The sequence below is a fragment of the Bernardetia sp. ABR2-2B genome (assembly GCF_037126435.1).
GTDB lineage: Bacteria > Bacteroidota > Bacteroidia > Cytophagales > Bernardetiaceae > Bernardetia.
In genome coordinates, this window is sequence record NZ_CP147020.1 from 1,398,872 (window position 1) to 1,421,702 (window position 22,831).

Sequence of the window (22,831 nt, forward strand, 5' to 3'; positions counted from 1 at the left end):
ATGTCCTAAGAAATTAATCTATCCACTTAAATTTATAACCTGCACTTGTATCTGGTTTCATTCTTTCAGCTACACGCAAAAGACGAGCAGGAAGCTTCATGATATAATCTCTTGCTTTTTCTCCAGTATCATTGAGGTCTTTTAGGTCAGCAATATTCCATTTTTTGATAAGCACTTCCATAATATCTACATAATCTTCGGCTGTATAAACTCCCAAACGTTGAGCGCAATCAGAAAAATGCTTGAATGTCTCGCCTACTTTCCCACCAATTTCACGTAAATAATGCGCTGGCATAACGATTTTTTTACGCATCATATCCTCAAATGCAAAAAGCATTTCGTTAGGGTCGACTTCCAAAATCTTCTCTACAAATGACATATACGCATACGCATGACGATATTCATCAGCAGCTACCATACTACACATTTTTTCTAAATCAGAGTTATCGTGAGTTCCTGCAAGTTGAGCAACTCTTTTATGGGAAATGTTAGTCGCTAGTTCTTGAAAAGAAGTATAAACAAAATTACGGTAAGGGTCAGTTGCTGTTCCAATATCAAAACCATCAGCAATCAAATGTTGAGTAGAAATTTCTACTTGTTTCATGTTTACTCTCCCTGAAAGATAGAGATATTTATTGAGTAAATCTCCATGACGATTTTCTTCGGCTGTCCATCCTCTAATCCATTTTGTCCAAGGACTTTCTTTATCCCCTTGATTTACACCTTCTACATCCATTAGCCAAGATTCATAGGTTGGTAATGCTTCTTCCGTTATCATATCACCTATCAGAACAATCCAAAAATCATAAGAAAGCTCTCTAGCACGTTCTTGAAGGTCTTTTACTTTATCAAAAAAATCTAATTTAGAAGCATCAGGTAACAAATCAGAAGGTTGCCAATTTACATCAATAGGACGCAAGAATTTACTATTCATTTTTTCCACGTAGCTTTCTAAGTGCTGCATGACTTCCAAACGAGAAGGGGAAAGGGTTAAGATATTATTCATATGCTATTTTTTTATACCAATTTTTATAAAATCTATACTCAAATATATTTGTATAGAATCAAATCGATAAATTATTTATTTGATTGTATGTATTTGTGTGTGTTTATTTTGACTTGCAAGATACAAATTTAATAAGCACAAAACACTATTGAAAGTAGGTTTCCTTCTTGATTCTTAGTATTTTTTATTGTAAAAACTGACTTTTGAATTTTTGAAAATGACTCTTTTATTTCAAATTCTCATAAAAATAAAGCTCTTTCTTTTCGATTAATTCGGGATGAAGTATCTTTATAAAATCTTCTAATATTTTATCTGGAAAAGCTACTCCACTCTCAAAATAATCATTTCCACCACTTTTTAACTGTCTTTTATTGTGATTAAATACATTTTTATTCTTGACAGACTTAAAAGAAACAAAACGCCTGTCCGAACTAATAAGCTGATTCATGTTCTTCCAATCACTCGCATGAAACCAATAATCTGCTTGTTCAGCCTTGTCATAAACCGACTCTATGGCTAAAGGAGAAGCTCCTGTTCCTTCCAAATCATTCCATAAATAAATTGCTCCTGCATCTTTGGCAAACTGTGCTACATAACTTTCTCCATTAGGCATAAACCACGTTTCATTATACCATGCATTAAAAAAAAGTGTGGGTTTATTTTCTTTTTTTATAGTTGCAGTTAGGTTTTTGAGGGAATCGTAATTGCTTTTTACTTGATTAAAAATTTCGGCTGCTTTTTCTTCTTTTTCAAACAAAACACCAAAGAACTTTATCCATTCAGCTTGAGCAAGAGGCGAACTTTCTAAGGTTTCATTACAAATAATAACTGGCAAACCAAGTTCTTTCATTTTTTGTTGTGTGTTGCTCGTTCCTCCATATAAAGAAGCATCATACGTAAAAATTGCATCAGGTTCTAAGCTGACCAGACCTTCAAAGTTTACTCCAGAGCCATCATCATTCCCAACTTCTTTAATTTTTCCTGCATCTAAATTCTTTCTAATTTCTTCATTCGAAACATACTTTGCACCCACAAAACCTATTAAATTATCTACATTTTCTAAGAGAGAAATAAAAGTAGCGTATTTTGTTGAGCGTGAAACGATACGCTTTAAAGGAATTTGAAGGGCAACGTCATACTCTAAATCTGTTTTTGGTTTGGTTTCTCCTTTATAAAGTAAATACCGTTGTTGTACAGTTGCATTTTTATCATAAACCTCTAAAATTTTGAAATTTGGATAAGAATAAGAATTAAATTGAGTTGCATGAGCAAGAAAAAGAGAATCAGTAGGAATCTGTGTGCTTTGCCATTCAATAGCTGATTCATCTTCTTTTTCTTTGTCTGTCATTTTATCAGAACTACAAGAAAAAAGAAGTAGAAAGAGGATAGAATAATAAAAAGGATAGATTTTCATGGTAATATTCTTACGAATTTTAGTTTTAAAAACTCCAAAGAACGGAAAATTTAGTGATTAGAAAAAGTATAGTAACCATTCTTAATTTTTGTACCTTTGATTTTTTCTACTCTAATCCCATTACTTATGTATTATCTTGATTTTATGTTTTTTCATATAACTACAATTATTTTCGTTTTTTTTATTGGAATAATTTTATTAGTTGTTAAAAGAGGAACAAAAGTTTATAAAATATTTGGAAAGGTTTATATAATTTTGATGGTAATTGTAACAATAATCACACTATCCATACCTACTGTGGTCGAAGAAAGGTTATTTAATCATTTTGGTTGGGTTCACTTGTTTAGTTTATTAGTTCTTTATACTGTTCCTATAACCTATCTTTCTATAAAAAAAGGAAATATCAAAGTACATAGAAGAAAAATGATTTTGCTGTATTTTGGTGCATTAGCTGTTGCATTAGTTTTTACTTTTTCGTCAGTTATGTTTTATGAAACCTTTTTTGAGGAACAATGGATTCACTGTTCTTAGCTCCTATGAATTAGAGTAAATAATTAGGCTTTTTGAAACTTTTTTTTGAATTTTGATGGTTAAATATAATATCGTTGGTGGAGACACCAACAACAAAAAAATAATATATAGTTATTTCATCCCACTAATAATTAATCGTTAATAACTAATTACTAAAAAATGTCTCGTATTCTCACAGGTATTCAGTCTTCTGGTCGTCCACATTTAGGAAATCTTTTGGGCGCAATCTTACCAGCTATTGAGCTTTCAAAAAAAGCAGGTAATGATTCTTATTTTTTTATTGCTGATTTGCATTCTCTCACTACGGTAAAAGATGCCGAAACGAGAATTCAAAATACAAATGCTGTAGCTGCTGCGTGGCTGGCTTTTGGTTTTGATATAGAAAAAAATACATTCTATCGTCAGTCAAGAATCCCAGAAGTAACCGAACTTGCGTGGCATTTATCGTGTTTTACGCCTTTTCCTATGCTTGCCAATGCACATTCTTTCAAAGACAAATCTGATGTTTTGTCTGATGTAAATGCAGGTCTTTTTACGTATCCAGTTTTAATGGCTGCTGATATTTTGCTTTATGATGCCGAATTTGTTCCTGTTGGAAAAGACCAAATCCAGCATTTAGAGATTACTAGAGATATTGCTTCAGCTTTTAATAATAAATATGGAGAAATATTCGTAATGCCAGAAGTTAAGGTAGATGAGCAAATAATGACAATTCCAGGGACAGACGGACGTAAAATGAGTAAATCGTATGGAAATACTATTGATATTTTCTTACCTGAAAAGCAACTCAAAAAACAAGTTATGTCTATCGTAACAGACAGCACACCGTTAGAAGAACCAAAAGATACAGCAACTTGTAATGTCTTTGGATTGTATAAATTATTAGCTTCTGAAAGTGATTTGGACACAATGAAGCAAAATTATGCAGGTGGAAATTATGGCTACGGACATGCAAAAAAAGCTCTTTTGGAACTTATTTTGGATAAATATAAAACTGAAAGAGAAACTTTTGATAAACTAATGGCAGATGAAAAAGAACTTGACAATAAACTCAAAATAGGAGAAGAAAAAGCACGAAAAGTGGCTTTTGAGGTTTTACAGAAAGTTAGGAAGCAGTTGGGATTTGCGTAAATTAAATGATTTTGATTTTTTAATGAAAAAAAGTGTAATTTATAAATATAAATACACGCTACAAGCCGAATGCATATTGCTGGGCTACTTTTTCTTGTGAGCGACAGCTAGGGAGTGATGGCTGGGGTTTATCAAAAAAAATATGAGTGATAAAAAAAAATACATATTGGTTGGATTAATTTTTTTTCTAACCATTTCTGCCACAAAAAAGTCTGAAAGTAATACCTTTAGTAATTATTTGTTAGATGGTTACTTAATACAATTAACCACAAAAAATGAAAAACAGGCGTTATCTAAAATAGGACTTTATCCCTTTCGTTGTTTCTTTTTAAGAAAAAAACAGTTTGAATATATAGTTCAAGAAAAGCAATTTGACTTGTTAGATAAATATATATACAAACAAAAGATAGAATTATCAACATATCAAAGTTATACAGATTATGAATGTACTTGTAATGATGATAGCACTAAACTATATTTTGAAGACTATATTCCAATAACAAATCATAAAAATATAAACAAATTTAATGAAGTTACACAAAAACTAGATGATCCATATAAGGATACACCTATATATAGAGTAACAAGAATAAAATCCTATATGTATTCTTGTAATGAACTTAGTTATAGGTATATAAATTATGGGCAAGACTCTGTATATTTTTTATCTGATATATTATATCAATCTAAAATGAGTAATCAAGATAGTATATTGATGCATAATTTGATTAATGATTGGAATTTTTAGATTAGCCGTTAAGCGTTGTCTATGACTACGATTTATCATTATGGCAAATCTTCAGATTTGTGAGGATAAGGTATTGGTATTTTTATACTTACTTGAAAACATAAATCTGAAGATTTATATAACTGATAGGTCTTAGTTACAAACTAAGCCCAACAATGGAGAAAAATATGTTGAACCAATAAAAAAAGTTGATGCAAATACAGGATTGGAAATTCAAGAGTAGTGTTATTATAATTTTTGTATTCGTTTTGGTAAACTTTAAGGTTTTAGGACAAAACTGCAAATCATTTTCTGACAAAGAGAGTGGTGATTCAATTCTTGTTTGTATAGACTCACTCGGAAATGATTTTTTTCATATATCTATACGTAATGATCAAGTTTTAGAAACATTATTTAGTTCTATTGACCTTAAAGTAGTCAAAAATACACTTTTTTACAGAAGCAGACTAGATAGTGTCATTATAGACACGTTATATTCATTTGATAATCCAAAAGATTTCGACGTCATCTACAGATCAGAAACTCTTCAAAAAGTTAAGCCTAGTTTTATACCACAAGGCGTCTTCTGTTTTGATGGTTTAGATGGAAATATTGATATGACTAGTCCTACACCAGTAAAACTCACACACATTGATGATGATAATGTAACTCCACTGTCTTTTTCAATTTATACAAATGATGATGATTATATTTACAACATTACTATCGACTTAAAACAAGGTTTTTTGAGTTTTCTATATTTTTCGAGTGAAAGTCTTAATTATACATCATATACCCATCCATCATATATCCTAACCGAGCGTAGAATGAAAAAATAAATTGTTAAGCGTTGTCTGCAACTACGATTTATTAGTTTGATAAATCTTCATATTTGCGAGGGTAAGGTGTTTTTATATTTACTTGATAACATAAATCTGAAGATTTATATAACTGATAGGTCTTAGTTACAAACTAAGCCCAACAACAGAAAAAGGCAGCAGAAGGGCAAATGAAAGACAAATAGAACTTAAATTTTATTTACTTTTTTACAAAAAAAACATGTATTACTTTTTTTTATTTATAATTCCTATTTTAATTTCATTTTTTGCGATTTATCTTGCAAAAGATAGTAAAATTATTAATTATATATTAAAATTTTTAGTTTGTTTTTCAATTCTACTTTTCACCTACATAATTATTCTTGGACTTGTTACTAAAACAACAATGCTTAGTAGTTATTTTGAAAACTTTGATAAATATCCTTCTTTAATTCTTTCTGAGTTTTTTATGGAAACTTTATTTAATGTCATCATTCCCATAGGTATTTTGCTGATATTAATTAAAATTTTTAATAAAATATTCAAAGGCTAATATTGGTTTTTCCAGTTCGGAGTAGTGTTCAAAAAGTAAAATAAAATTGTTAAGCGTTGTCTATGACTACGATTTATCAGTTTGGCAAATCTTAGATTTGCAAGTTGAAAATAAAAGTCTAAGACTAACAACAAATCCCTATCGACAAAAGACCAATAATAGCATTTCTTTTTTAAAAGATAATGCTTTTTATTTTTTGAATTATGACTTGATTTTTAATAGAAATTTCAAACAAAAACGGCTTAGAATAGCTCTGTATTTCCAAAATTGCCTTATTCGCACTATATTTGCATATTATTTTTCCGACTTTTAATAAAAAATAGAGAATCTTATTTTTACAATTTCTATTTTGAGTATGCCCTTTAAAAGAAATTGAACCATAATTTTAAGATTAAAATTACAAAAAAAGTAATAATTTAAAGTTATTAATGTATAATTTAGTAATTAAATAGAATTGATTAAAAAGTCGCTACATCAACCATTAACTAAAAGATATAACGTGGATTTATTCGAAAAATTAAAAACAAATCGTGGCCCTTTAGGTCAGTTTTCTTCTATTGCACACGGCTATTTTGCTTTCCCAAAGTTGGAAGGCGAACTCAAGCCTCGCATGAAGTTTAGAGGAAAAGAAGTATTGACGTGGAGTTTGAATAATTATTTAGGACTTGGAAATCACCCAGAGGTTCGTAAAGCAGACACAGAAGCTACAAAAGATTGGGGTCTTGCTTACCCAATGGGTTCACGTATGATGTCTGGAAACTCAAACACAATAGAAGAATTTGAATCACAACTTTCAGACTTTGTACAAAAAGAAGATACTTTTATATTGAATTATGGCTATCAAGGAATTATGTCTGTTGTAGATGCTCTCCTTGACCGTAAAGACGTAGTTGTTTATGATTCTGAATCACACGCTTGTATCTTAGATGGACTTAGAATGAGCCTTGCCAAACGTTATGTTTTTCCTCACAATAATATCGAAAATTGTGAAAAGCAATTAGAAAGAGCGACTAAATATGTAGAAAATACAGGAGGAGCAATTTTGGTAATCACAGAAGGTGTCTTTGGAATGCTTGGCGACCAAGGTAAATTAAAAGAAATTGTTGAGCTTCGTAAAAAATATAACTTCCGTATGCTTGTAGATGATGCTCATGGCTTCGGCACAATGGGCGAAACAGGAATCGGAACAGGAGAAGCACAAGGCGTTCAAGATGAAATTGATATTTATTTCTCTACATTTGCCAAATCTATGGCAAGTATTGGAGCGTTCGTTTCAGGTCCAGAAGACGTAATTAATTATTTGCGTTATAATATGCGCTCTCAGATTTATGCCAAAACATTGCCTATGCCACTTGTAGTAGGTAATATGAAACGTTTGGAAATGCTTCGTACTATGCCAGAGCTAAAGGACAATCTTTGGAAGGTCGTACGTGCGCTTCAAGACGGATTGCGTGAAAATGGATTCAATATCGGAGAAACAGATTCGCCAGTTACACCCGTATTTTTGAGTGGTGGAAATAATGAAGCAGGTAATCTTATCATTGACCTTCGTGAAAATTATTTTATTTTCTGTTCAGTCGTGATTTATCCAGTTGTTCCTAAAGATGTAATTATGCTTCGTCTTATTCCGACGGCAGCACATACATTAGAAGACGTAAATCAAACTATTGAGGCATTCAAAGCTGTTTCTGATAAGCTCAAAAATGGAGTTTATGCAAATAACGAAATTAGTGCTGCCATCTAATATAATTGGTATTTATCTATTACTATTCTTATTTTCCTAAAATTAGGATTTATAGTATATTTATTTACTAACTAATTGCTTTTCAAGTTGTTAAGCTATTATTTAGTTATCAAAAATAAAAAAAACAATTTTCTATTTGAGAAATATATAACTAAAATCAAAAAAAAACACCTCAAAACGCTGTTTTTGATAGTTTTGTTAGTATATTGTCCCTTAAATAGAGCTATAAAGGCATTTTGCCTTATGTTCATTTTGCTTTTAAAAGCATTTTTTAAAATTAAATTTATAACCTTCAATTTACTTTTCACTATGGGTCGTTATCAAGAAGTCGAAGACTTAATTACAGCATTAAAAGAAGATTTTTCTAAATTCTACGATAAAGAAAATCAAGCAGCAGGAACTCGTATCCGTAAAGGAATGCAAGAACTTAAAAAAGTTGCTCAAGAAATCCGTACTGAAGTACAGGAAACTAAAAACAAACGTACTGAAGCTGCTAAAAAGTAATTTTTACTTTAAAGAAACTTCTTTACTCTTGTTATGAGAAAAACCATTTCTATTTTTTATAGAAGTGGTTTTTTGTTTTGGGTTTTCTAATGCACCTTTTCATCTTCCAAACTATCATCAGCATCAAGTTCTAGGGTAGCATGATGAACAGAATGGTGTAGAAGTTTGTGCCTAATTACTAATTTTAGTCGTTCCCAACGTTGGAGTGGTGTTTCTATATTATTATTTTCAAAAATATATTTCTTCAAAACGATATGAACAGTTAGTGCATTTTCTGTGCTACTCAATGCCCAAACATGCATGTGATGAACAGTTTCTATTTCCTCTATTTCTAAAAGAGATTCTTTTATTTCTTTTATTTTTATGCTGCTCGGAACACCATCTAAGACTAAACGAATACTTTCATTAAAGAGATTCCAAGTCGAAATCAAAACAACAACTGCAATTACAAGACTAATAATAGGGTCTATAATTGTCCACCCTGTAAAATAAATAATCGTTCCTGCGACTACTACTCCCACCGAAACGAGCGCATCAACAAGCAAATGTAGAAAAGCCCCTTTTACATTAATATCATCTTTTTGTCCTTTAAAAAATAAAAAAGCAGAAACTGTATTTATCAAAACGCCAATTGCAGAAACTACAATAATCGTTGTGCCAGTCAAAGAAGAAGGAGTTGTAAAACGTTCAATGGCTTCATAAATAATCCCTCCAGCCACAGCCACAAGCAAAACCGAATTGATAAGAGAAGCCAACAAAGAAGCTTTTTTGAATCCGTACGTATAACTCAAAGTAGCCGTTTTTTTAGCAAGTTTCATTCCTATAAGAGCCAAAATAAGACTTCCCACATCGCTCAAATTATGAGTTGCATCTGATAAAAGAGCCAAAGAATTGGTAGAGTATCCATAAACAAACTCAATAACTGTAAAAATAATATTGAGAATAATACCGATATAAAAGGCTGAATTGATATTTTCCAAACTTTTAGGAGCATGTTCGTGGCTATGTCCTGTATGATTATGAGTGTGTGAGTGTGACATAAATTGAAGTTTAAAAAAATGGAATAAAGTATATTATACTCTCAAAAGTAAAAAATAAGCAGCGCAATTTTGTTACATTGATGTTATATTAATAGAATTTGGCTTAATTTTGTTGATTATCTATTTTTAGTTTTGATATTACTTTTTCCCTTCTAATTCTTTGCTAATGACTATTTTTTTACGTTTATATTCTGTTTTTGAAAATCATATTCTCAAAAACTCTGTTTTCAGTTTTCTTTTTCTATTTTTATTATTTTATTCTTTTGAAGGAGTTGCTCAATTTTCGACGATTTTAGAGGGAAAAATAGCTCCCGCTTCTTCATACGAATTAGTCATAGAATATCAATACCAGTATTTGACATATCAACCCAAAAGACAACTTCTTACGACAAATGAAAAAGGAGAGTTTAATTTTACTATTCCTCTAAAAAAATCTACTTGGATTTTGTGGAAATGTAAAGATAAACAAGGGCAAGTTTATCTACACGTAGGGGATAGCTTGAATATGCAAGTAGAATTAGGAGCTTTACCTTATGGAACAAAATTCTCTGGATTGGGAGCTGCCGAAAACAACTTTCTGCAAAAATGGGAAATAGAGTTTGGTAATAGTTTGAAAAGTGCTTTGTATCCAAAGAAATATAAAAACTTAAATGAAAAGAACTTTAAAAATGAAGTAGAGAAATTACGTAAAAATCAGTTCAAATTATTAGAGGAAACGATAGGAAAAAAACCTCTTTCAGATGATTTTATTTTAGCAATGGAACAAAAAATCACTTATGAAAATGCAAATCATTTGGCAGAATATTCTGTTTTACATGCTTTTCTGAATGACAAAGCCCCACAGGTTTTGTCTAAAGAATATTACTCTTTTTTTGAAGAGACGATTATTCAAAGTCCTTCTGCACTCAATCAACCTGCTTATTTGCGTTTTTTGAGGAACTATTTAGAATTTCGTTATACTCAATCTCATAAAGAAACATCTCTAAAAGCCTATTCAGATTTGTATTATCCATTTCTTTTCGAAATCACAGAAAATGAACTTTTAGGAAGCGTACAGGCTCATGCACAGGCTATCTTGATTATGGAATTAATTCAATTAAAAAATAAGCAAGGAAATGAAGATGTATATAAAAACTACCTTGAAAAATATTTAGAGAAACATAAAGAAGACAAATCAGCTTCTATTCTGAATCAATTTGTAGAGAAAATCGAGAAAATACAAGTGGGAAAACTAGCTCCTAATTTTTCGTTACAAGATATAACTGGCGCAACTATAAAACTATCTGACTTTAGAGGAAAAATAGTTTACTTATTCTTTAGTTCATTAGAGAATGAATTTACAGAAAATCATTTACAAGGTTTTGAATATCTCAATAACCAACTAGATAATCAAACTGAAAAAAAATCAAATGAAGTAGTTTTCCTTTGGGTTCAAACATCAAAATTAACTTCTTCAATTTCAAATAAAAAAATAGAAGAGAAATTTAAAAAATTGAATATTACCTCCTTAGCTTGTTATTTTTCGGATACTTTAGGATATAATCTGAATGGTTTGCCAACAGCTTTTTTGATAGACAAGAAAGGTAAATTAGCTTATTCTACAACAAAACTTCCTTCTGATGTAGGGCTGTTAGAAGATATTAATTATTTATTGAATAACCGTTAAACACTCTCAATATTAGCTGTTCTAATAAGTTTTTCTTTATCTAAAATTTTGATTTGTTTTCCCTTTAATTCTATAATTTTGTCAGTATTAAGCTCTGAAAGATAGCGAATAGCACTTTCGGTAGCCGTTCCGACAAGATTTGCTATTTCTTCTCTGCTCAACCGAACATCAATGATTTGTGGTTTTTCTTTATCTTGATAGCGACTATGAAGTAATAAAAGCACTTCTGCAAGACGTTCTCTAACTGATTTTTGCATCCAGTTTGTGAGACGTTTTTCCATATCTTGCGTGTCATGTGCCATTATTTGCATCATTTTTCTAGGAAAATCTTTATTTTCATCTAGCAGTTCTGAAAAGGTAGACGTTGGTAAAAAACAAACCACAGCATCATCTAAAGCTTCTGCCGAAACGTTATAAGGCATTTGACTAAGAAGCGAATTATAACCCAAAACATCACCACCAGAAACTATTTTGACAATTTGTTCTTTTCCATCAATTCCCAACTTTGTCAGTTTTACTTTTCCTTCATAAATACAATGTATGCCAATAGCACGAGAACCTTCAGAAAATAGATTTTGTCCTCGTTTGTAAAAATTGCAGCCTTTATTAACTGAAATAGTTTCGACTTCTTCTTCTGACAAATCACAAAAAACCGATGCTGTACGCTTGGGGCAAGTTTCACATTTTGGAAATTCAATTGTCTTCTTTCTCATATATTGGTTCAATTTTAGTCTTTGTTTCAATTTGTTTCTAAAATAGACAATAAAAGATGAAACTTCAAGCTACAATTTTCAGTTCTAGTATATTTCTACACAAAAAACTTGATACTTTAATATACTACTTTGTAGAAGGCAGAATATTGAAGTATCAAGTTGTTAAAACTAATCTTATAAATACTTATTAAAAGTTATCATGGTTTGTTACAGGTAGTTTAGACATCTTGTCTGAACATAAGAAAACAGCCATACTACTAGACATTTTTACTAAATAGGTCAGTCCCAAAGGGCAGACCATTTATTGAAACTAGAAACACACAAAATATCACTACAAACGGTCTGCTCTACGAGGCTGACCTACATGAAAATAAAGAACCAATAGCTTTTGTATAGTAGTATGGAAAACAGCCTTTATTTATCTCAGTCAGTTTGGAAGACTGATATACAAAAAAAACTGTGATAACGCTCATTCTAACAAAAAACAAAATGAACTTACTGAAAATTGTCCAAAGTTTAGAAAACAAAACAGACCAAAAACGTTTTGAGTTTATCATTGATTTCTTGACAGAAAATGAAATAAAATATCAAATTCATAATTATAAGACAGGAAAAAATATAATTATCAAGACAAATGAAAACGGAGAAACAGACAAGCCTTATATCGGAATAAGTTCGCATTTTGATGTTGTTCCTAATTCGGGTGGCGCAAATGATAATGCAACTTCGATAGCTGTTTGTTTAGATATTTTAATGAAGATAAAAAACGAACTAAATAGAAATCCTTCTTTTTTAGAAAATCTAGATTTTGATATAACTGTTTTTATTTTTGATGAAGAAGAAAGACAGCTTTTAGGTTCAAGAGCTTATGTAATGGAATATGGAAGACAAGAAATACGAAAAGGAAAACTAATTGGGCTTATAAATCTTGAAATGTTGGGACAGGGAGACAAATTAGCACTTTGGAATTTAGAGAACGCTATAAACGGGAGCAAAAATAAGGAAACAAGAAAATTACTAAAAACATTAGAAAAAACAGCCAAAGAGAATGGTATTTTCACAAAACGTTTTGATAAAATTGTTACTAATTCGGCAGACCACGTTAGTTTCAGACACGCAAAACTTCAAGATGCCTTTACCATTACATCTATTTCTCAAAAGGATATAGATATTTCTTACCAGTATTACGAAGCACAAGAAAAGGGAGAGAGTTTTTTCAAATTAGAAGAAATTATAAGTCAAGCTCCTATTTTTGAGCATTATCACAAACCAAGCGATGTGAGTGAACATTTAAATGAAAGAAGTATGCAAAGAGTGTCTGATTTAATTTGGGAAACATTACAGAATTTTTGAATAGGAAAATATTGTAACTGATTAGCGAGAGATTTATATGATTAAATATAAGATAACACAACTGAAACTGACTCAATAAATTAAAATCTTATTTACAAATAATCTTATTTTTTAGAGTATATTTGTTTTAACTTAGAAGTTGTTTAAGAATGGGTTTTATAGGTATGTTTGTTGGTGTCGCTTCGCTAAAACACCAACAAAAGCAGTGTTATTTTTCCTTAGAACTGGGTTTGCAACCCAAGTCTAAGAAAAAACGAGTATTCTTAAACAGCTTCTTAGTATCTATAAACTCTTGATTTTTCATTTCAAAATTTTCCAAAAAACTTACTAGTAATTGATTACAACCAAACTCCCAAAAGTAGGCACAACTATTTTTACTGTCATGTCTGCACTTGCTCAAAAACATAATGCAATCAATCTTTCACAAGGTTTTCCTGATTTTAAAGTCAATGAAAATTTGGTAAAAGAAGTAACAAAGGCAATGAATAGTAATTTTAATCAGTATGCTCCAATGGCTGGTTTTATGCCTTTACGTGAACAAATTGCTCAAAAAACAGAAAAAATCTATGCCATCTCTCCAAACCCTGATACTGAAATTACGGTTCTTTCGGGAGCTTCGGAGGGAATTTTTGCTGCTATTGCTGCCACAGTTAGAGAAAATGACGAGGTAATTATTTTCGAACCTGCCTATGATTTGTATGTTCCTGCTGTTGAGCTTCAAGGTGGAGTTGTAAGGCATGTTTCTCTATCTGCACCTAGTTTCAGACCCGATTTTGAACAGCTCAAACGTATTATTTCTCCAAAAACTCGTTTGATTGTCTTCAATACGCCACACAATCCAACAGGAACAACATGGACGAGAGAAGATTTGAAAACTCTGGATTCGCTTTTAGAAGGAAGCAATATTTTGGTTATTAGTGATGAGGTATATGAGCATCTTGTTTTTGATAATCAGAAACATCAAAGTGTTCTTTCTTACCCAAACCTAAGAAAACGTTCATTTGCTGTTTTTTCGTTTGGCAAAACTTTTCATGCAACAGGCTGGAAAGTAGGTTATGTGATTGCACCCAAAGAACTTACTGCTGAACTTCGAAAAATTCATCAATATATTACTTTTAGCACCGTTACACCAATTCAAGTTGCGCTATCAGAGTTTTTGAAAGAGGAAGAAAATTACATTCATTTAGCTCAATTCTATCAAGAAAAAAGAGATTATTTATGTAAACTTTTAGCTCAAACTAATTTTACTTTCACTCCCACTCAAGGAACTTATTTTCAGCTCGTAGATTATTCTAAAATATCTGACCAAAAAGACACTGATTTTGCCATTTGGCTAACTGAAAATATAGGTGTTGCAAGTATTCCTATTTCTCCTTTTTATCAAAATTCAACTAATAATTCAGCCAAAATACTACGTCTTTGCTTTGCAAAAAATAATGAAACATTAGAAAAAGCTGTGGAGAAATTGGGTAAACTATAAATAATTTGCGCTCTTAAATCGCCAAATCATCTTCAATAGATTCTGTTTTTTCTTTGTTTTGTCTAGCCAATACGGCAAAGCCAAAGGTAAGAACACCAACACGTCCTACAAACATCAAACAGATAACTATTATTTTCCCTGCATTACTTAAATCTCCAGTTATCCCCATACTTACACCTACTGTACCAAGTGCAGAAGCTGTTTCAAAGACTATTTTATCTAAAGAATGAACTTCTGTAAAAGAAAGTAGAAAAGTTGCTAAGAAAATAATGCTCGTATAAAGAATAAACGTAGAAGTAGCTACATAAAGCCTTTCAAAAGGAATTGTTCTGTTTAAAAAATTGATGCGCTTATCTCCTCTCAATCTACTCCAAAGGATAGAAAGCATAGCCGTAAGTGTCGTAATTTTCATTCCTCCTGCTGTTCCAGATGGAGAAGCTCCTACATACATCAAAAAAACAGTTAAAACAATCATAGGCATTGCCAAACTCCCCAAAGGAATTGTATTAAACCCTACGGTTGTCATGGCAGTCATAGCTTGAAAAAAAGAAGCAAGTAATCGTTTATCCCAAGGAAGCGACATTACCAAAGGTTCAGCAAAATAGAAAAATAGTGTTCCTGCTGAAAGAAGAATAGCAAAACCATAGAAAATAATTTTTGTGGTAAATGTTATTTTGTCGGACTTTCCTCTTATTCTGTTCCAAATATCTGTAACCACAATAAAACCCATAGAACCCGTGATGGCAAGAATAGAAATGACAACATTTATAAAAACATTATCTCTCATAGACTCAAAACTATCTCCAAAAAGAGCAAAACCAGCCGTACAGAATGCCGAAACACTATGATAAATACCACTCCATAGTGCTTCTCCAAATTCCATCCCTTGATTCATGAAAGAAATCATAAAACAAACTGCTCCAAAGGTTTCCATGATAATGGTAAAAAATATAACAGAGGGAATAAAATCTTGAATCATGAAACCTTTTGGTAACGCAAATGAAGCGTTTACCATTTTCTCATGCCAAGGTGTGATTTTTCTAGTCGTAGAAAGTAGATAATAAGTTGTCAAAGACATATAGCCAATTCCTCCTACTTGAAAGAGAAGCATAATTACAAACTGTCCTCCAATATTATACGAATCGAAGACGCTAATCGTAACAAGTCCAGTAGTGGAAACAGCAGAAGCAGAGATGAAAAGATTATCTAAAAAACCTGTATCTTGTTTATGTAGAAATGGCAAACTCAAAAGCAACCAACCCAGTAAAATATATGCCAAAAAACCTAGCATAATATTGAACTGAGGTGATTTGCTATCTCTCAAATATTGATAGTAAAAAAATACACTCTTCATTTTGAATCAAATAAAAATGATAGTTAAAAAAATGAATAAATCTGTCTAATAAGTAAAAAGTGTTCTAAAATGTTTATGATTTATTAAATTATTATTCGATAACTTACTCTTTTATTGCCATCATAAGTCCATCACGCAAAGGTAAAAGCATACTAAAAGTACGATTGTCTATTTTATTTTTTTTGTTATACTCTATTAATGCCCTAGTATCTTTATCATTTTTCTTTAGTTCTGAATCATCTTTTAATACTTTACCACTCCAAAGTACATTATCAGCTATTATAATTCCTCCTTTTCTGACTTTATCAAAAACTAAGTCATAATACAGTCCATAATTAGACTTATCAGCATCGATAAAAACCATATCCCATTCTTCATTTTCTATTAGAATTGTCGGAATAATGTCAGCAGCATTTCCCAAATGCAGCCTTACTTTGTCTTTCAAACCTGCTTTCTCTACAAACTCTCTTGTAATGCTTTCTTGCTCTACATTATTATCAATAGTATGTAAAACTCCATTTTCTTGTAAACCCTGTGCTAAACAGATAGCAGAATACCCTGTATAAGTTCCGATTTCAAGAATACGTTTTGGTTGTATCAGCCTTGAAATCATTTGTAAAAAATTTCCCTGCAAGTGTCCAGAAAGCATACGAGGCTTGTTGGCTCTCAAATGCGTTTGTCGGTCTAGTTCTTTTAAAACGGGTAGTTCATCTTGAGAATGTGCTAAAGCATAGTTTTCTAGGTCTTGTAGTAGTTCTGGTGGTAGAAAATCCATTTTTATTTAATTACGAATGAAAAATTACGAATTACGAATGAAATGAAGTATTTTTGAAGACTAAAATATAATTTCAAAATTATCAACCAAACTGAATGTTTATTAAAAGTATTCACCTTACTCATTTCCGAAATCACGAAGATACAAAATCTACTTTTGAAGAACACATAAACTGTTTGGTTGGCAAAAACGGAAGTGGAAAAACAAACCTTTTAGACGGAATTTATTATCTCTGTATTGGTCGTGGTGCGTTTAGTTACACCGATACACAACACTTGCAACATGGAAAGACTTTTTTTTCGTTGAAAGGAACTTTTGATAAAGAAAATAGAAAAAATACGGTTCATTGTATTGTAGAAAAAGGAAAACAGAAAGTTATAAAACTCAATAACAAACCTTATCCAAAAATAAGCGAACATGTTGGAAATTTCCCTTGTGTTTTACTTGCTCCCAACGATACTGATTTGATAAGAGAAGGCAGCGAACTTCGTCGCAATTTTTTTGATACCATTATTTCTCAAATTCATAAAAACTATATTCAGTTACTGATAAAACAAAAGCAGATTTTAAAACAACGAAACCAACTTTTGAAAGATGCTGACCAGCAAGAGAGTTTTTTAAAAAAAGATGTTTTAGAGATTTATAATGCACAGCTTTTACCTATTTTTTCAGAAATTCATCGTTTTAGAAGTGATTTTATAAAAGAATTTATGCCTATTTTTTCAGAAATTTATGCAGCTTTGGCAGATGAAAAAATGACCATAAACTATCGTTCACACCTTACAGAAGAAGAAAAAAGCGAACGTTCAAAGAAGAAAGTCCTCAGTTTTGAAGAAGTATTTAAAGGAAATTTGCTCAAAGATTTGATTTTACAACGAACTGAAAAGGGAACTCACCGAGACGATTACAAATTCTTATTAAGAAAAAAAACATTGAAACATTATGGCTCACAAGGACAGCAAAAATCCTTTGTCATTGCTTTAAAATTAGCTACTTTTTCTATTATTTATAATCAAACACAGATAAAACCAATCTTACTCTTAGATGATATTTTTGATAAGCTAGACGAAACCAGAATTAAAAACCTCTTAAAGCTCCTTTCAAAATCTGATTTCGGACAAGTATTTGTAACCGATGCAAGACCAGAGAGAACAAGAAAACTACTAGATTCTTTTGGCAGACCGATTGCTTTTTTTGAAGTGAAAGATGGGAGTATTGTAAATGATGAATGATAAATATATATACTTTGAAATTTTATTTAAAGTCGTTAGATTGTATTTTATTAGACACTTTAATTAGGAAAGAAGCAAATGTAATTTATCAAAAACTTTAAGTGAATGAAACTTAACCCTTTTAGAAAAAATAGAAAAAACAAAATAGACTTTAATCTTCCAAAGGTTTACCGAACAAAAACCATTAGAGGAGTATCAATGCCTGGTATCATTAGAAATGGAACTCATTTTTTTGTTGATTTAGAAGTGTACGAAGATGGACGTGTGGAATGCTGGAACTTTGAAGATTTTGAACACTTTAAAAAGGATGTAAAGAGAGGCTGGGTTTCAGTTAGTATTCCTAACAGAGAAAACATATCAATTCATGGTCTTGGTAGCTGGAGTATAAATGATGGTATTTGGATACACAACAAAGAATCATTTATTGATTATGTATGGTCAGTTATCAAATACCTAAACCCAAACTTAGATAACCTGTATAGTTATTCAGAAAAAAGGGAAAACAACATTATAATTGGTGAGAGTGGGAAAGGTAAAATTTATAAGGAAAATAAAAGAATTCCTGACGACCCTTTTCCTAAAAAGGTAATAGGAAAGGGAGCTAATCTGTTCCTAAAAGATAAAGAAGATAAATATCATTTAATAAGATTAGATATTTATAATGAAGAGTCTATAATAGTCAGCCGACTTGAAAAATCTTTTGAAATAACATTGGCTCAGCTTGAACAAATGATTTTAGAAGGAAAATTATTATCTGAACTACCAAATGGAGTGCAAGTAAATATTTTGGGACTAGGAAACTTCAAAGTAGAAGAAAAACAGTACGCTACGAGAATATCAGAAAAACTACTTGAAATAAAAGACACCATCAGAAAACTGGAAGGAAAGCCTTCAACTATTGAAACATGTATAAAAATACATCAACAATACACTGCAAACCCCACTAATGATTTAAGAGAACAACTAAAAGAGGCTTATGAAAATATTCCTGAACATGAACGAGCTTATGTAGGTGACATGGATGTGAAAGACACAATAATTAGAATGATAATATATGGAGAACAGGAAATAGAGAACTGGTCACATTATCAACTTGCAAAGAGAATGGGAGAAGAACTTCCTTCTATCAGTATTCCAAAACCAAAAAACGATTAAAAAAATAAATTTAATGTTGATTGAAAAATTCTCGTCTTTGTTGGTCACCGTAACGCCAAGTCGAAACTAAAAACCAACAACGGCATTGAACTTTACTTGATAGTTTATATTTGCACAATTTCAACGTAATTTTTAATTCGTAATTCGTAATTAATGAAATTAATTCCCCACCCCATTTTATGCAATTACTACCTTACTTATCGCTGCAATGCAACGTGTAGTTTTTGTGATATTTGGGAAAAACCATCGCCTTTTGTAAAGGTAGAAAATGTAGAAAAAAACCTTTCAGACCTTAAAAAATTAGGCGTAAAGGTAATCGACTTTACAGGGGGAGAACCACTTTTACATCCACAATTAGACACTTTTTTAGAGATTGCTAAGAAGAAAAAGTTTATAACAACTGTTACTACAAACGGAATTCGTTATCCAAAACTAGCCGAAAAACTCAAAGGAAAAATAGATATGTTGCATTTTTCTTTAGATGCAGCCGACAGAGAAACACACGACAAAATGCGTGGCGTAAAGTGTTTTGATAAAGTAATGGAGTCAATAGAAATAGCTAAATCTTTAGGTGAGCGACCAGATATTTTGTGTACAGTCTTTGAAGGGAATTTTGAGGAAGTAGAAAAAATCTATGAAACTATCACTTTGAAAAATAAATTAGTTTTGATTCTTAATCCTGTTTTTGAGTATAACTCTGTGGATACATTGGGAAATTTGAATGCAGCTTATTTAAAAAAATTACTCCAATTCTCTAAGAAAAAATTAGTTTATCTCAATGAAGCCTTTATAGATTTGCGATTAGAAGGAGGAAATCATATTGAAAAACCGATTTGTAAGGCTGCTAGTTCGACGCTCGTTATTTCTCCAGAAAACAAACTCGTTTTGCCTTGTTACCATTTGGGAAAAGAAGAATTTGAAATCAATGACAATTTGTACGATTTATATCATTCTGACAAAATAAAAATGCTCATTTCAGAGGAGGGAAAACTACCTGAGTGTGAAGGCTGCACCATTAATTGTTATATGCAGCCTTCTTTTGCTGTGGAGATAAATCGTTTTTTTTGGAAAGCACTTCCTAGTACACTCAAATATAACTTTATGAAAGAAACTTGGAAGAATTTGATTTAGGTACTTTCTTTTTTCTCTTCTACTTCTTCGAATAACTGTTCTAGCATTTCGGTTGTAATAGGCTTTACAACATATTTATCTACAATAGAATAACTTTCAGCTTTTTCTATGTATTCTGGAACAATAGAAGAAGTTATAATATAAATAATTACTTTCTTCTCTACTGGCTCAATAAAATTTTCTATGATTTCATCTAAAAATTGCCATCCATCAATAACAGGCATATTCAAGTCTAAAAATATCACATTAGGAATATTTCGCCCAGAACGCAACCTCGGCTTGAGTGAATTGAGAGCTGCCTCTCCGTCCTTAAAAAACTCTATATAATTAGAAAAATCTACCATCTTCATTACCTTATCGGCAAGATAAGTATAAATAGGGTCATCATCTATTACACAAACATGATTAAATTTTGGCATTTAGTGTAGCTTTAATCGTCATTTTATTTATCTTTTTATCAAAAACCTAAACAAAATTAACAAATAAAAATTAACTTTCCATTTTATCAAACAATTCTTTTAGTCTTTCAGGCGTAATTGGTTTTACTAAATAGTTTGTAACAAGTGAATACTCCTTTGCTTTATTTATATCAACAGGATCAATGGAAGAAGAAACAATATAAATAACAATTTTTTGTGTATTTGGAGTCATAAATTCATCCAAAAACTGCCAGCCGTCCATAATAGGCATATTCAAATCTAAGAATATAACTTCTGGCACTTTTTCACCTGCTTCTACTCTAGGTTTTAGAGCATCTAAGGCTTCTTTTCCATTTTTAAATATCTCAATATATTTTGAGAATTTTCCTATCTCCATAATCTTACGAGTAGTGAAAGTATAGATAGGATCGTCATCTATGATACAGACGTGATTAAATTTCGGCATTTCTTAGGTATATTTTAAATGTGGTTCCTTTATTTACTTCGCTTTCCACCTCTATTGTTCCACCCAGTGCTTCAATTTGACTTTTGGTAATAAAAAGACCTATTCCACGAGCATCTTTTTTGTCATGAAATGTTTTATACATTCCAAAGAGCTTCTGACCATGTTTTTCCAAGTCTATTCCTAACCCATTATCTTTTATTGAAAAAGTAATATATTGAGGATTTTTCTCTGCAAAAATATTAATCTTTGGTTTTCTACCTTCTGCTTTATACTTTATAGAATTAGTAAGGAAATTCAATATTATACTTTCCAAATAAGCTGGAATAGCATCTACCAAAAGGTTTTTATCTACTTTATTAATGACTTTTGCTTGATTAGAATTAAGCTGACTTTTTATAGATAACTGAGCTTTCTCTATGTATTCATGAAGATTGAGAGGCTTTGTGTTGTCTTTTACTTCATTTTGCATTGCCACAATCTGATTGAGATAGGATAACGTTTCCTGCAACTTTTCAGAAGACTGTATTAGCATAGGAAAATATTCATTTTCTGTTGCTTCCTTATACTCTAACTCTATCATAGAAAGTAGCATCGTAAAATTACTGGTGTGAGAACGAAGGTTGTGCGATACGATATGTGCAAAATTAAGTAATCTTTCGTTTTGTGCAAGAGTTGTTTCTAATAATAATTTCTTTTCTGTAATGTCTGTCAGTTGAGAAACAAAATGCAAAGGCTTTCCAGCTTCATCTCTCATCATCGAAACGCTCAGAATTGCCCATACCAATCCATCAGATTTGCTAAAATAGCGTTTTTCCATCTGATAACTCTCCCTTTTACCTTCCACTAGCTCATCCAAAAGTTTCAAATCCAAATCTAAATCATCTGGGTGTGTAATATCTTGAAAGGTAAGATTAAATAGCTCGTATTTTGTATAGCCCAACATAGTACAAACCTGCTGATTGACTTGTATCCATCTGCCCTCCAAATTTATGAGTGCCATTCCGTTGGGAGCAAACTCAAAGGTCTGCCTAAAAAGTTCTTTTTGACGTTCTAATTGCTGCCTACGCTTGTACGACTCATCAATATCTTGAAAAAGTCCATAGACTCTTTTACATTTTCTATCCTCAAATTCACTAATTCCTATGGCTCTTGTCCAAACAGAATTACCTTTTGCTGTTCTTAGTTCTACTTCTACATCATAGTTTATGCCTTCTTCTACTGCCTTAGTAAAAACTTCTATTATCAAATCTCTACTTTTACCTTCTACAAAGAAATTAATACCGTTTTCTACAGTTGGATTATAATCTCCTTCCACTTCATGTATTTGGCGAGTAACTTCACTCCAAATAACTTTTTGTTCTTCTAAATTTACTTCCCAAAGCCCCATTTTTGAAACCTTTTGAATGCGATCAAGAACCTCTTGGTAGTTTTTAGTCTCTTGTTCTTGATTAGCAAGTTTTTCTAGTAATTCTATATTATCTAATTTCATCTAAAGTAAGTTTCTTGTAGTGGCTTTTTAGTAGTTGATAATTTTGTTCCTGATTTTATGTTTTTTTAATATTATTTATAAATCTAACAATTTTTTGAGTATTCTCTGCAAAATTCAATAAAAAAAACTA

At 31.2% G+C, this 22,831-nt stretch carries 21 protein-coding genes; 12 read left to right on the plus strand and 9 right to left on the minus strand.

Going from position 1 to position 22,831, the window contains the following annotated elements; translation table 11 throughout:
* Positions 1-13 precede the first annotated feature (13 nt).
* The gene (locus tag WAF17_RS05855; protein WP_338767457.1) at positions 14-1,006 is read right to left on the minus strand and encodes an acyl-ACP desaturase; all 993 of its coding nucleotides are present in this window, start codon (positions 1,004-1,006) and stop codon (positions 14-16) included.
* A gap of 226 nt (positions 1,007-1,232) precedes the next feature.
* Positions 1,233-2,420 carry an ABC transporter substrate-binding protein gene (locus WAF17_RS05860; protein WP_338767460.1) on the minus strand — a complete coding sequence of 396 codons (1,188 nt, stop codon included), beginning with the start codon at positions 2,418-2,420 and terminating at the stop codon, positions 1,233-1,235.
* A gap of 126 nt (positions 2,421-2,546) precedes the next feature.
* Between WAF17_RS05860 and WAF17_RS05865 the strand changes: the two genes are divergently transcribed.
* The 6 genes from WAF17_RS05865 to WAF17_RS05890 all read left to right on the plus strand — a co-directional run bounded on the left by WAF17_RS05865 (position 2,547) and on the right by WAF17_RS05890 (position 8,428).
* Positions 2,547-2,951 (plus strand): DUF2306 domain-containing protein, encoded by a 405-nt coding sequence (locus WAF17_RS05865; RefSeq protein WP_338767463.1) that lies wholly within the window; start codon positions 2,547-2,549, stop codon positions 2,949-2,951.
* A 159-nt stretch (positions 2,952-3,110) separates the two neighbouring features.
* On the plus strand, positions 3,111-4,082 hold the full coding sequence (trpS, locus tag WAF17_RS05870) for a tryptophan--tRNA ligase (RefSeq protein ID WP_338767465.1): 972 nt from the start codon (positions 3,111-3,113) through the stop codon (positions 4,080-4,082).
* 142 nt (positions 4,083-4,224) lie between these two features.
* Positions 4,225-4,830, plus strand: coding sequence for a hypothetical protein (locus tag WAF17_RS05875; RefSeq protein WP_338767467.1), 606 nt, complete (start codon positions 4,225-4,227; stop codon positions 4,828-4,830).
* 191 nt (positions 4,831-5,021) lie between these two features.
* Positions 5,022-5,648 carry a hypothetical protein gene (locus tag WAF17_RS05880; RefSeq protein ID WP_338767469.1) on the plus strand — a complete coding sequence of 209 codons (627 nt, stop codon included), beginning with the start codon at positions 5,022-5,024 and terminating at the stop codon, positions 5,646-5,648.
* A gap of 1,031 nt (positions 5,649-6,679) precedes the next feature.
* A complete protein-coding gene (locus tag WAF17_RS05885; RefSeq protein ID WP_338767471.1) occupies positions 6,680-7,924 on the plus strand; it encodes a pyridoxal phosphate-dependent aminotransferase family protein in 1,245 nt (414 codons plus the stop codon).
* A 309-nt stretch (positions 7,925-8,233) separates the two neighbouring features.
* Complete coding sequence (locus WAF17_RS05890) at positions 8,234-8,428, plus strand: histone H1 (RefSeq protein WP_338767473.1); 195 nt, start codon at positions 8,234-8,236, stop codon at positions 8,426-8,428.
* An 86-nt stretch (positions 8,429-8,514) separates the two neighbouring features.
* Here WAF17_RS05890 and WAF17_RS05895 read toward each other — a convergent pair whose 3' ends face one another.
* Positions 8,515-9,468, minus strand: a complete 954-nt coding sequence (locus WAF17_RS05895) for a cation diffusion facilitator family transporter (RefSeq protein WP_338767475.1) — start codon at positions 9,466-9,468, stop codon at positions 8,515-8,517.
* A 166-nt stretch (positions 9,469-9,634) separates the two neighbouring features.
* Here WAF17_RS05895 and WAF17_RS05900 point away from each other — a divergent pair, with 166 nt between their 5' ends.
* Positions 9,635-11,134 carry a redoxin domain-containing protein gene (locus WAF17_RS05900; RefSeq protein ID WP_338767478.1) on the plus strand — a complete coding sequence of 500 codons (1,500 nt, stop codon included), beginning with the start codon at positions 9,635-9,637 and terminating at the stop codon, positions 11,132-11,134.
* Here the strand turns inward: WAF17_RS05900 and WAF17_RS05905 are convergent.
* Positions 11,131-11,847 (minus strand): Crp/Fnr family transcriptional regulator, encoded by a 717-nt coding sequence (locus tag WAF17_RS05905; RefSeq protein WP_338767480.1) that lies wholly within the window; start codon positions 11,845-11,847, stop codon positions 11,131-11,133. The two genes, WAF17_RS05900 and WAF17_RS05905, sit on opposite strands and share 4 nt — an antisense overlap.
* Before the next feature lie 489 nt (positions 11,848-12,336).
* Here WAF17_RS05905 and WAF17_RS05910 point away from each other — a divergent pair, with 489 nt between their 5' ends.
* Positions 12,337-13,200: a M28 family peptidase gene (locus tag WAF17_RS05910; protein ID WP_338767483.1), complete on the plus strand. Its 864-nt coding sequence runs from the start codon at positions 12,337-12,339 to the stop codon at positions 13,198-13,200.
* A 334-nt stretch (positions 13,201-13,534) separates the two neighbouring features.
* On the plus strand, positions 13,535-14,680 hold the full coding sequence (locus WAF17_RS05915; protein ID WP_338767485.1) for a methionine aminotransferase: 1,146 nt from the start codon (positions 13,535-13,537) through the stop codon (positions 14,678-14,680).
* A gap of 13 nt (positions 14,681-14,693) precedes the next feature.
* Here WAF17_RS05915 and WAF17_RS05920 read toward each other — a convergent pair whose 3' ends face one another.
* Both WAF17_RS05920 and WAF17_RS05925 read right to left on the minus strand, forming a co-directional pair.
* Complete coding sequence (locus WAF17_RS05920; protein ID WP_338767487.1) at positions 14,694-16,034, minus strand: potassium transporter TrkG; 1,341 nt, start codon at positions 16,032-16,034, stop codon at positions 14,694-14,696.
* A gap of 103 nt (positions 16,035-16,137) precedes the next feature.
* Complete coding sequence (locus WAF17_RS05925) at positions 16,138-16,809, minus strand: O-methyltransferase (protein WP_338767490.1); 672 nt, start codon at positions 16,807-16,809, stop codon at positions 16,138-16,140.
* Between the two features lie 95 nt (positions 16,810-16,904).
* On the opposite strand from WAF17_RS05925, the gene recF reads away from it, so the two are divergent.
* The 3 genes from recF (at position 16,905) to WAF17_RS05940 (ending at position 20,327) form a co-directional block, all read left to right on the plus strand.
* On the plus strand, positions 16,905-18,041 hold the full coding sequence (gene recF, locus WAF17_RS05930) for a DNA replication and repair protein RecF (protein WP_338767493.1): 1,137 nt from the start codon (positions 16,905-16,907) through the stop codon (positions 18,039-18,041).
* A gap of 105 nt (positions 18,042-18,146) precedes the next feature.
* Positions 18,147-19,196, plus strand: a complete 1,050-nt coding sequence (locus tag WAF17_RS05935; RefSeq protein ID WP_338767496.1) for a hypothetical protein — start codon at positions 18,147-18,149, stop codon at positions 19,194-19,196.
* A 153-nt stretch (positions 19,197-19,349) separates the two neighbouring features.
* On the plus strand, positions 19,350-20,327 hold the full coding sequence (locus WAF17_RS05940; RefSeq protein WP_338767499.1) for a radical SAM protein: 978 nt from the start codon (positions 19,350-19,352) through the stop codon (positions 20,325-20,327).
* Here WAF17_RS05940 and WAF17_RS05945 read toward each other — a convergent pair.
* The 3 genes from WAF17_RS05945 to WAF17_RS05955 form a co-directional block, all read right to left on the minus strand.
* Entirely contained in the window at positions 20,324-20,746 is a 423-nt protein-coding gene (locus WAF17_RS05945) for a response regulator (protein ID WP_338767501.1), read from the minus strand. The two genes, WAF17_RS05940 and WAF17_RS05945, sit on opposite strands and share 4 nt — an antisense overlap.
* A 70-nt stretch (positions 20,747-20,816) precedes the next feature.
* Positions 20,817-21,212, minus strand: coding sequence for a response regulator (locus tag WAF17_RS05950; protein WP_338767503.1), 396 nt, complete (start codon positions 21,210-21,212; stop codon positions 20,817-20,819).
* Positions 21,199-22,701 carry a PAS domain S-box protein gene (locus tag WAF17_RS05955; protein ID WP_338767506.1) on the minus strand — a complete coding sequence of 501 codons (1,503 nt, stop codon included), beginning with the start codon at positions 22,699-22,701 and terminating at the stop codon, positions 21,199-21,201. Before WAF17_RS05955 ends, WAF17_RS05950 begins: the two co-directional genes overlap by 14 nt.
* Between the last annotated feature and the right edge of the window lie 130 nt (positions 22,702-22,831).

Coding starts and splice junctions, on each gene's coding strand:
- WAF17_RS05855 (WP_338767457.1), bottom strand. CDS start 1,006: ATGAATAATATCTTAACCCTTTCCCCTTCTCGTTTGGAAGTCATGCAG.
- WAF17_RS05860 (WP_338767460.1), bottom strand. CDS start 2,420: ATGAAAATCTATCCTTTTTATTATTCTATCCTCTTTCTACTTCTTTTT.
- WAF17_RS05865 (WP_338767463.1), top strand. CDS start 2,547: ATGTATTATCTTGATTTTATGTTTTTTCATATAACTACAATTATTTTC.
- trpS (WP_338767465.1), top strand. CDS start 3,111: ATGTCTCGTATTCTCACAGGTATTCAGTCTTCTGGTCGTCCACATTTA.
- WAF17_RS05875 (WP_338767467.1), top strand. CDS start 4,225: ATGAGTGATAAAAAAAAATACATATTGGTTGGATTAATTTTTTTTCTA.
- WAF17_RS05880 (WP_338767469.1), top strand. CDS start 5,022: ATGCAAATACAGGATTGGAAATTCAAGAGTAGTGTTATTATAATTTTT.
- WAF17_RS05890 (WP_338767473.1), top strand. CDS start 8,234: ATGGGTCGTTATCAAGAAGTCGAAGACTTAATTACAGCATTAAAAGAA.
- WAF17_RS05895 (WP_338767475.1), bottom strand. CDS start 9,468: ATGTCACACTCACACACTCATAATCATACAGGACATAGCCACGAACAT.
- WAF17_RS05900 (WP_338767478.1), top strand. CDS start 9,635: ATGACTATTTTTTTACGTTTATATTCTGTTTTTGAAAATCATATTCTC.
- WAF17_RS05905 (WP_338767480.1), bottom strand. CDS start 11,847: ATGAGAAAGAAGACAATTGAATTTCCAAAATGTGAAACTTGCCCCAAG.
- WAF17_RS05910 (WP_338767483.1), top strand. CDS start 12,337: ATGAACTTACTGAAAATTGTCCAAAGTTTAGAAAACAAAACAGACCAA.
- WAF17_RS05920 (WP_338767487.1), bottom strand. CDS start 16,034: ATGAAGAGTGTATTTTTTTACTATCAATATTTGAGAGATAGCAAATCA.
- WAF17_RS05925 (WP_338767490.1), bottom strand. CDS start 16,809: ATGGATTTTCTACCACCAGAACTACTACAAGACCTAGAAAACTATGCT.
- recF (WP_338767493.1), top strand. CDS start 16,905: ATGTTTATTAAAAGTATTCACCTTACTCATTTCCGAAATCACGAAGAT.
- WAF17_RS05935 (WP_338767496.1), top strand. CDS start 18,147: ATGAAACTTAACCCTTTTAGAAAAAATAGAAAAAACAAAATAGACTTT.
- WAF17_RS05940 (WP_338767499.1), top strand. CDS start 19,350: ATGAAATTAATTCCCCACCCCATTTTATGCAATTACTACCTTACTTAT.
- WAF17_RS05945 (WP_338767501.1), bottom strand. CDS start 20,746: ATGCCAAAATTTAATCATGTTTGTGTAATAGATGATGACCCTATTTAT.
- WAF17_RS05950 (WP_338767503.1), bottom strand. CDS start 21,212: ATGCCGAAATTTAATCACGTCTGTATCATAGATGACGATCCTATCTAT.
- WAF17_RS05955 (WP_338767506.1), bottom strand. CDS start 22,701: ATGAAATTAGATAATATAGAATTACTAGAAAAACTTGCTAATCAAGAA.